The following is an 8,588-nucleotide window of genomic DNA, read 5'->3' on the forward strand; positions in this document are numbered from 1 at the left end:
CTCCTTGTGGGAACTTTTATTTTTTCAACAACTCCTCCAGTCTTTTCTCGGAAATGCGTGTCACAATTCCTTCTTCACTCCAGTGCTGTCTACAGCCACAATAATTTAACAGTACACACTGGGGTATATACCCTAAATCCTTTGCCTTCCATCCTCCTGACAGCAGATTCAGAACACACGCAATTCCTACAACACCAGTTGATTCTTGTTCTTTTGATACTCTGGTATGATTAAGCTCCGACTCATGGTACACAATTACCGTAACTGCCCCATACTTTTTCCCAATATTCGTTACCCTATGTACTGGACAATCCTCTGTACAGCCGGCACAAAGGAATCCCATCCCTTTCTTTACTGCTCTGCACCCTCCATCCTTTTGTTTCATCATACACGCTGGTAAATAAATATAAGTTTTCTCCGCTTGCAGGAAAGCCTTTCGAAATGCTATATTTAATATCTGTGCTCCCACCATATTTAAGTGATATTCTACTTCACTTCTGGCAGCAAGTAATATATCCTCTCTTCCCTGATAGCTTATCTCGCTTTCTCTTCTGAATCCTTCTACACATGTAGTGTATTTACCAAGTTCTTGCTCACACAGCTTCTGAAACCCTATCGCCTGGGCACTTATACCCCTCATCCAGTTCTCTACACTTGTAGTATCTTTACAAAGGAAATAGCGGTACCAATTCGTTAAGCGCTTTACTTCCTGCTCAAATTCGCCGCTGGCTCTTAACCAGCATAACAGCTTATGAAATCCATTCAGGTTAAAGTCCGGTTCCTTCAGTCTCTCCTTTTCTTTTTCCGGATAAAACAGAAATTCCGTACTGTATTTTCCTTTTAATTTATTGTAGTATGGTTTTTCCTCTCCTGCCATCTTTCGTCTTTCCACTATTTCAGTCAAACGTACTGCCTGATCCTGTTCTAATAAGAAAGCCTGCTTTCCATAGACTGTCCATAAAACCCCCATCGTCAAAAGCTCCAGTTGATATTCCACTGCTGTTCTAGGTTTTTCTATCTGTTCCTTTTTGATAAATTCTATATAATCTGCACTTAACGATCCGAAGAAATATTGTAAATCTGCTATCACCTTCTGCCCAAGCAACTGGATTTTTTCATAAAAAGCATCTGTACTTTCTGATGAAATTTCTAAATCATAGGATATTATTCTTTTTTCCATCTACATCCTCCTGGTCAAAATGTAAACATAGCTTCCTTCTCGCATAGATATTTCAAATTCCTTTTCTATCTGAAAGCCTTCCTTTCCAGCTGTTTTTTTCAAAAAGTCTTTATTGTGGGAATACAAAACAAGAATTCCGTCTTCCTCCAAATGCCCTTTTACCTTCCGAAAAAATCTTTGGTATAACTGATATATCTCTCCTTCTCTTCTCCTGCCTGTTACTGTCGGCATATTCGTAATCACTTCGTTAAACAAGTATTCATGTTGAAACTCAAAAAAGTCTCGATTAATATAGTGAATAATCTGATTCGCCGCCTCTGTATTCTCTCGAGCCTTTTGTATGGCTTCTCCAAAAATGTCCAAACCATACATCGTATTTGCTTTCAATGCCTTATGCCGTTCAATTAACATAGTTCCTACACCACAGAAGGGATCTAGTATCTTTGCCTCTTCTCGGAAATAATCCTTCGCCAGTGCCATAACCAGTGCTGCATTGGTTGGATGAATACTGGAGGCAACTACATTTTTGCGGTATAAAAACCGTTCATCTTTTATGGTAAACAGCTTTACCAGCATATTTAATCTGCCTTCCTTGTTTTCTATCAGACGTATTTCAAATTCGTAATTGGAAGTGGTATTTATTAATTTCCGCTGGGACAAACTTTCAATTTCTGCGGAAAGTTTTTTTGTAAAGGCACTTTTTTTCTCCAAATCCAGTTTTGCCTTTAACTCTATTCGAAAATAAAACGGAACTGTTCCCTGATGTCTCTTTTTTAAAAAATCCATCAGCTTTGAATTTACTATGGTTTCTGCTGCCACACGAAAATTAAAATCACATGTTTTCATTCCTTCTACCATAAAAAGCAGTTCCTGATATATCCTAATTGGCAATACTTCCTCCAGCTTATCGGTTCTGACCATAAGACCTGCATTAAATTCCTTTGTCTGAAATACTCCCAGTATCTCCTTGGTAATAGATATATGATTTCGATTCGTTAATAACACGATATCAGACGGTTCATGAAAACCTGTAAACTTATGAGCTTTCACGCCATCAACAGTAAGAATCAGCTCAGATAACAGTTTCATTTCCTCTCCCGTATGCTTTTTTTGCTCTAATGGAATTTCCTTTTTCCCCAGGCTTTCTAAGCGTTCCTTAAACATAGGAAGGTATTTTCTGTAATCCAATTCCTTCATCGCTGTCAGGTATGCACTTCTCACAAAAAGCGTGGTTTCCTTTTCATATGCTTCATACAGCTGGTCCAGGTATTCCTTAAGTGCTAGATCACCAATTACCAGTGCTGCATTTTTCCGCACTTTGGCATCCTCATGCAATAATAATGTAGGAAGCAACACAAGCTCACTTTTCATGTTAAATAAAAGCGCATGCTTATTTGTTCCTTCCTTAAGTTCTTTTCTTAACTGTATTAAATTTTGGCGAACCTGTATATTATTCATTATATCTTTAAACGTATCACAAATCATTCTGTTCTCCTACCATTCGTTTTACCATAGTTTTTATAGTAACTATTATAGCTTGTCCAAAATGAATTGTAAATATTGTATCATTTTAAAACCTGATTAATTGCCTGCTGGCAAACCTGAACCACTAAGTCCATATCTTGTTCTTCTATAATAAGAGGCGGATTAAAATATAGGACATCTCCTAGTGGTCTTAGCAGTACTCCCCTCTTTAATGCTTCTTTATAAATCTGATACCCGATACGTTTGCTTGAATCAAAAGGCTTTTTTGTTTCTCTGTTTTCTACTAATTCAATTGCATTGATCAAACCGATTCCCCTTAACTCCCCTATATAAGTATGTTCCTGAAAAGTCTCGGTTATAATTTTTCTAAAATATAAAGCATTTTTATTTGCCTTTTCTAAAATCCTCTCTTCCTCTAAAATGTTAAGTACTTCTACTGCTGCGGCGGCTGCAAGGGGATTCCCACAGTATGTGTGACTATGCATAAATGCCTTTCCTTCATTGTAGTCATGGTAAAATGCCTGATAAATTTCTTCAGTGGTTATCGCAATTGCCATAGGCATATACCCACCTGTCAGCCCTTTTGAAACACACATAATATCTGGCGTAATCGCTGCATGATCACAACCGAACATTTTTCCAGTTCTTCCATAGCCAACTGCTATTTCATCTGCGATCAGATGAACTTGATACTGACTGCAAATCTGTCTTAATTTTTTCAGATAAACCGGCGGGTATATTTTCATTCCTGCTGCTGCCTGTACTAGAGGTTCTACTAAAAATGCACAGGTTTCTTCTCCATGTTTTTGAAATTCTGCTTCAACCTGCTGAAAACATTCTGCATTGCAGTTATCCCTGCACTTCCCGTATTTACATCGATAGCAGTCTGGTCCTTCTACTCTTAGGCAATCCAAAAGCAGTGGTTTGTAAATCTGTGAATATAAATCCACTCCACTTGCCGACAATGCCCCTAATGTTTCACCGTGGTAAGCTTCTGTCAATGCCATGAACTTACTTTTTTTTAAATCACCCATTTGATAATGATACTGAAAGCTCATTTTCATTGCGGCCTCAATGGCACTGGAGCCATTATCCGTAAAGAAAAATCTGGTCAGACCCTTGGGAACCTTTTTCGATAGCTTTTCACACAAGGTAATTGCCGCAGGATGAGAGAAATTCGCAAAAATAACATGTTCTAGTTGTTGAAGCTGTGCCTTAACTGCCCCATTAATCCGCTCATTGCAGTGCCCCAAAAGGTTGCACCACCAAGAACTTATTACATCTGCATACCGTTTTCCATGAATATCATATAAATACATGCCTTTTCCATGATCAATGACAATGGGCGGCAATTCCTCATAATCCTTCATTTGTGAGCATGGATGCCATATATATTGTAAATCCTTTTTCTCCCAATCCACTATGATACCTCCCCATATACGTCTAAAAGACATTCTAATGCTATATTTATTTCCTCTGCATTGTTTTCTACACACGCAATAACTGGAACTGCTGACAGTACTTCAATTTGATTTTTATTGTCCTTGTGCATAACATTATCTGGCTCATAACCATTTAAAATGATTCCTTTTACTTCTATTCCTTTCTGGCGGGCATACTCAACGGTCAATATTGTACTGTTTATTGTCCCCAGCCCTGCTGGTGCAACAATGAGAACATCCAAGTAAAGCATTTTAATTACATCCTCCAACATCAGCTTTTTTTCATCCATTCTCAACGGACAGATAATTCCTCCACTGCCTTCTACTGTTATATAGTCATACCTTTCTTTTACTTTTCTAAAATCTTGTAAAATTACTTCTTTTTCAATGGGCTGTTTATGTATAACCGCCGCAAGATGTGGGGAAACTGCTGTTTCATAAAAATAGGAAACCAGTTGTTCTGGCTCCTCTTCGATTCCTGCCATTCGGCACACATATTGTGCATCACCAGGAACAAGCCTTCCATTGCAATACTCCGCACCGCTTAAAGCTGCCTTATAGTATCCGGCACAAATGCCAGACTCTCTTAGTTTTTTTACAAGCAACGCTGTTACATATGTTTTTCCCACATCAGTTCCTGTGGCTGTAATGAAAATCCCCTTACTCATAAACGTTTCACCTCAAATCCCAATTTTTCAAGCATTTTCTTGTCTGCATCTATACTGATGCCTGCTGTTGTTAACATATCTCCTGATATTGCTGCATTTGCTCCAGATAGAAAAACATCTTTTCCTTGTTGGTTTAACAAACCTCTTCCCCCCGCCAGGCGAATACTTGCTTTTGGTAAAATGAATCGGAAAACAGCAACGATTCTTTGTATCTCCTTTGTGGATAGCATAGGATTTTCACCTAACGGGGTCCCAGTAATCGGATTTAATACATTAATTGGTATCGATTGCACCTGAAGCCGTTTTAATTCAAATGCCATGTCAATCCGATCCTCCATTGTTTCTCCCAATCCCATAATTCCGCCGCTACAGATTTCCATCCCTGCCTTTTTAGCATTTTCTATTGTTTCTACCTTTTCGTCATAGGTATGGGTAGTACAGATATGTGGAAAAAACCTTCTGGATGTCTCTAGGTTATTATGATATCTGGTGACACCTGCTTCTTTTAGTTTTACTAATTGGGGATACGTTAAAAGTCCATGAGAAGCACATAGCGAAATCCCACATTTTTCTCTGATTATTTGATAGCTTTTGCATATCTGCTCTACTTCCCTTTCATTCAGTCTTTTGCCTGATGTAACAACTGAATATCGAAAAATCCCTTTTTCAAAAGAATACTGGGCAGCTTGCAGCAGCTGTTCCGTTGCAAGCAAATCATACTGTTCGATATTCTTTACTTGAAAATGAGCAGACTGGGCACAATATTTACAGTTTTCTGAACATTGTCCACTTTTTCCATTTATAATTGTGCAAAGCTCAACTCCATTGCCACAGTAAAACTGCCGAATCTCATCTGCGGCCTGGCTAAGTTCTTGTAACTCTTCCTTTAACAGGGAATCTGCCTGTTCTCTAGTTAGTTCTATGCCGTTCATTACCTTATCTTTTAGTTCTTTTAGCATCTTAACAAACCCCCATTGGTCATATCTGAAATTCTTTTTCCTATCATGGCACTGATAATGCATAAGAGCAGGTCACCTGGAACTGCAAGAACAAAACAATATAGAAACAGCGCCTTCACACCTATCTGCGAATGAATATAATAATTGGAAATGATGTAATAATACAGCATGCCCATGGTATACACAATAATCAGATTTAATAATCCTGCCATGATCCATTTACTTAACCTATTTGTTTTTCCTTTTTCAACCACATAGCCTGCTGCAAAGCTTCCTGCCAGAAATCCAATTAAATAGCCGAAGGTTGGCTGAACAATGTAACCGGGCCCTCCTCCGTTGGTAAACACAGGAATCCCTAGTAATCCAATCAGCAGATAAACTGCTACTGAAATGGAGCCTGACTTTTTTCCAAGCAGCATGCCTGCCAGATTGGTAAATAAAAATTGTAAGGTAAATGGAACTACTGGTATGGGAATTTTAATAAATGCCCCTGCTGCAATCAGAGCAGCAAAAAGAGCACAGAGAATTAGTTCATTTGTTTTGAGAAATGTTTTTTCTTTCATGCTAACACCGCCTATGTAATTATTTTGTCGTTACAGCTGCTTTACTTTAACAATTACATAATATACCACAGAAAAGACTGATTGTAAACCCTATTTATATTTTAGTTAACAATTGACGCATAGTATTTTATTTACTCTTGATTGTATTTCGTTAAAACCTCAAATAAACATCCTCAACTTTACTGGACAACTTTTATTATTATTGCTAAAGTAATATTATGCTTTTAAAAAAAGTAAAGACAGCTCCATTATATTACATAATACACCATTTAAATATGCTATAATTATTTATAATATTTTAATGGAGATGACTATAATTGGGTAAAACACATACAGGAGCTGCTATTGGTAATGCAGGCAAGATTAAAATCAAAAAAATTGACTTGGCTAAGCTAGGACTTATGGGAAGGAAAAAAGTAACAACGTATACTGATTTGAGTCAATTAACAAAGGAGCAATTGAAAACAAAACCCAAATATTCACCTGACATAAAAAAGTGGTTTGATAAAAATATAGATGGTGGCGCTGGAAGCATTTCAATTGATGAAAATGGTATCTGGACATATTATGATTGGGAAGGAAACCATGTTTCTTATCCAAATGGGTATCCTGATTTTAAAAATGCAGAAATTAAACCAGTTGTAATACAGGAAGTGCCTCTGGATGAATTCAAAAATTATGGAACAGATTATTCAAAAGCAGATAAAAAAGCAATGGAAGATAACAAACAACCTAGAAATATAGGTTGCAATTTATGGCATCATCACGAAGATGGTCATACCATGCAAGAAATAAGTGTTACATTCCACAGAAGATTCACTCATAGAGGTGGAATGGCAAAAGCGAAATGTAGGAAGGGAGATAAAATAGAATGAATATAATGGCATTTGGAAAAGCGAAAGCAAGCGAAATTCATGAATTAGAATCTATATTAAAATTACAGTTACCTCAAGACTACATAAAGTTTTTAATGCAATATAATGGAGGAACATTAAAGGGAACAAGTTATACGGTGTTTTGTAATGATTTGAACGAGAATTTATTTGTAGAAGTATTTTATGGTTTTTTAAACACTAATAGTGCAGTTGACATAGTAAGTACCATGAAAGAATTTGAAAGCGACTTAATGGAAGATGTAATTATATTCGCACGTGATAGCGCTAATAATCAGTTTTTTATGGTTGTGGATGGGGAAGATAAAGGTGTCTACTATTGGGATGCTTTTTATCAGTTCGAAAGCACCACAGATGATAATACTATTTATTTTATCTGTGATACATTTGAAGAATTTCTGAATCTTATTAAAAAACAGTAGAATAGAAAACTCTTCTGTACACAAAAACAGGGCAGCGCCCAGGGGATAAAAGAATTTGGACGTTGCTCGTATTGTAATGCAAAGATATCATTTTTTCTGTATAAAATTATAAAAAATGGAAATACTCAAAAGATAAATTGAATTTTCATTTATATTTCATTATATTGTTTGCCACAGTGAGAACAATGTGATCGTTCATTTACATGTTCATCAATACTTATATGTTCACCGCAGTGAGGGCATCTCCTAACAATAAAATCATAAATAAAGGCAATTCCTATTGTACCAAGCCCAATCCATTTACTCCAATACAAAAAAATAGTCCCACAGAATACTATAAGTGCAAATACCAACTTATATAAAATTAATTTTGTTGTAACTTTCAAATAATTATCTCCTAACGGTAAAAGTTTATATGTACATTATACATCTTTTCCTATTTAATTACAATTCTAAACGCATTAAAAACTCCCCCTCCACGGACTCTAACCATCCGCAGAGAAGGAGTATCTCTTACTACTTATTTATTTACTTATTAACCTACTTGAACTCCATTATAAAATACTTTCACACCATTGTCTACAAATCCTGAATATGCAGACCAGTCAGACTGAGCGAAACGAATGCCCATATTTAAACTTCCTGTTCCTGGTGCTAAGCTGTAACCTTCTTTAAAGGAAATTTCAAGGTAATCATCATAGAAGGTTCCTACTACATTTGTTGTATAATTTACATACCATGGTGATACATTTAATTGTAAACCTGCATTATCGCACCAGAAGCTTTGTGCCTTAGTACTTGTTTTTGAATAATAGTAGCGAACTGTTAATTTTGACAAGTCAACACTTTGTGTTCCAGTTGCAGTGATGCTGTATTGTTGGTTAATTGAACTGCTTATTTGTGTAGTAACCTGAGCTTTTACCTGAACTCCCGCAGCACTAGTTGGTGTTGGTGTTACTACTGGTGTTGGTGTTAC

Annotated in this window: 10 protein-coding genes; 2 read left to right on the forward strand and 8 right to left on the reverse strand. The window is 36.6% G+C overall.

What is annotated here, in order from left to right; genetic code table 11:
• Positions 1-16: 16 nt before the first annotated feature.
• The 6 genes from BM305_RS09965 to BM305_RS09990 all read right to left on the reverse strand — a co-directional run bounded on the left by BM305_RS09965 (position 17) and on the right by BM305_RS09990 (position 6,297).
• Positions 17-1,180, reverse strand: coding sequence for a DUF116 domain-containing protein (locus BM305_RS09965; protein WP_092560562.1), 1,164 nt, complete (start codon positions 1,178-1,180; stop codon positions 17-19).
• Entirely contained in the window at positions 1,181-2,665 is a 1,485-nt protein-coding gene (locus BM305_RS09970; RefSeq protein ID WP_092560563.1) for a TRM11 family SAM-dependent methyltransferase, read from the reverse strand.
• Between the two features lie 80 nt (positions 2,666-2,745).
• Entirely contained in the window at positions 2,746-4,086 is a 1,341-nt protein-coding gene (gene bioA, locus BM305_RS09975) for an adenosylmethionine--8-amino-7-oxononanoate transaminase (protein ID WP_092560564.1), read from the reverse strand.
• Positions 4,086-4,775 carry a dethiobiotin synthase gene (gene bioD / locus BM305_RS09980; RefSeq protein ID WP_092560565.1) on the reverse strand — a complete coding sequence of 230 codons (690 nt, stop codon included), beginning with the start codon at positions 4,773-4,775 and terminating at the stop codon, positions 4,086-4,088. Before bioD ends, bioA begins: the two co-directional genes overlap by 1 nt.
• Complete coding sequence (bioB, locus tag BM305_RS09985) at positions 4,772-5,734, reverse strand: biotin synthase BioB (protein WP_092560566.1); 963 nt, start codon at positions 5,732-5,734, stop codon at positions 4,772-4,774. The genes bioD and bioB overlap by 4 nt, the downstream gene beginning before the upstream one ends.
• Positions 5,728-6,297 (reverse strand): biotin transporter BioY, encoded by a 570-nt coding sequence (locus tag BM305_RS09990; RefSeq protein WP_092560567.1) that lies wholly within the window; start codon positions 6,295-6,297, stop codon positions 5,728-5,730. The genes bioB and BM305_RS09990 overlap by 7 nt, the downstream gene beginning before the upstream one ends.
• Before the next feature lie 317 nt (positions 6,298-6,614).
• Between BM305_RS09990 and BM305_RS09995 the strand changes: the two genes are divergently transcribed.
• Together BM305_RS09995 and BM305_RS10000 are read left to right on the forward strand one after the other, a co-directional pair.
• Complete coding sequence (locus tag BM305_RS09995; RefSeq protein WP_207649476.1) at positions 6,615-7,172, forward strand: HNH endonuclease; 558 nt, start codon at positions 6,615-6,617, stop codon at positions 7,170-7,172.
• Positions 7,169-7,612, forward strand: coding sequence for an SMI1/KNR4 family protein (locus BM305_RS10000; RefSeq protein WP_092560568.1), 444 nt, complete (start codon positions 7,169-7,171; stop codon positions 7,610-7,612). The genes BM305_RS09995 and BM305_RS10000 overlap by 4 nt, the downstream gene beginning before the upstream one ends.
• Before the next feature lie 149 nt (positions 7,613-7,761).
• Here the strand turns inward: BM305_RS10000 and BM305_RS10005 are convergent, their stop codons facing one another.
• Complete coding sequence (locus BM305_RS10005; RefSeq protein ID WP_092560569.1) at positions 7,762-7,998, reverse strand: hypothetical protein; 237 nt, start codon at positions 7,996-7,998, stop codon at positions 7,762-7,764.
• A 149-nt stretch (positions 7,999-8,147) separates the two neighbouring features.
• On the reverse strand, positions 8,148-8,588 hold a 441-nt coding region (locus BM305_RS10010; protein WP_272481958.1), incomplete at its 5' end, for a cellulose binding domain-containing protein.

Source organism: Anaeromicropila populeti (assembly GCF_900112775.1).
GTDB classification, from domain to species: Bacteria; Bacillota; Clostridia; order Lachnospirales; family Lachnospiraceae; genus Anaeromicropila_A; species Anaeromicropila_A populeti.

What these genes read in the sequence shown, in the direction of transcription:
- BM305_RS09990 (WP_092560567.1), bottom strand. Translation starts at nt 6,297, where the DNA reads ATGAAAGAAAAAACATTTCTCAAAACAAATGAACTAATTCTCTGTGCT.
- BM305_RS09965 (WP_092560562.1), bottom strand. Translation starts at nt 1,180, where the DNA reads ATGGAAAAAAGAATAATATCCTATGATTTAGAAATTTCATCAGAAAGT.
- bioD (WP_092560565.1), bottom strand. Translation starts at nt 4,775, where the DNA reads ATGAGTAAGGGGATTTTCATTACAGCCACAGGAACTGATGTGGGAAAA.
- BM305_RS10000 (WP_092560568.1), top strand. Translation starts at nt 7,169, where the DNA reads ATGAATATAATGGCATTTGGAAAAGCGAAAGCAAGCGAAATTCATGAA.
- bioB (WP_092560566.1), bottom strand. Translation starts at nt 5,734, where the DNA reads ATGCTAAAAGAACTAAAAGATAAGGTAATGAACGGCATAGAACTAACT.
- BM305_RS09970 (WP_092560563.1), bottom strand. Translation starts at nt 2,665, where the DNA reads ATGATTTGTGATACGTTTAAAGATATAATGAATAATATACAGGTTCGC.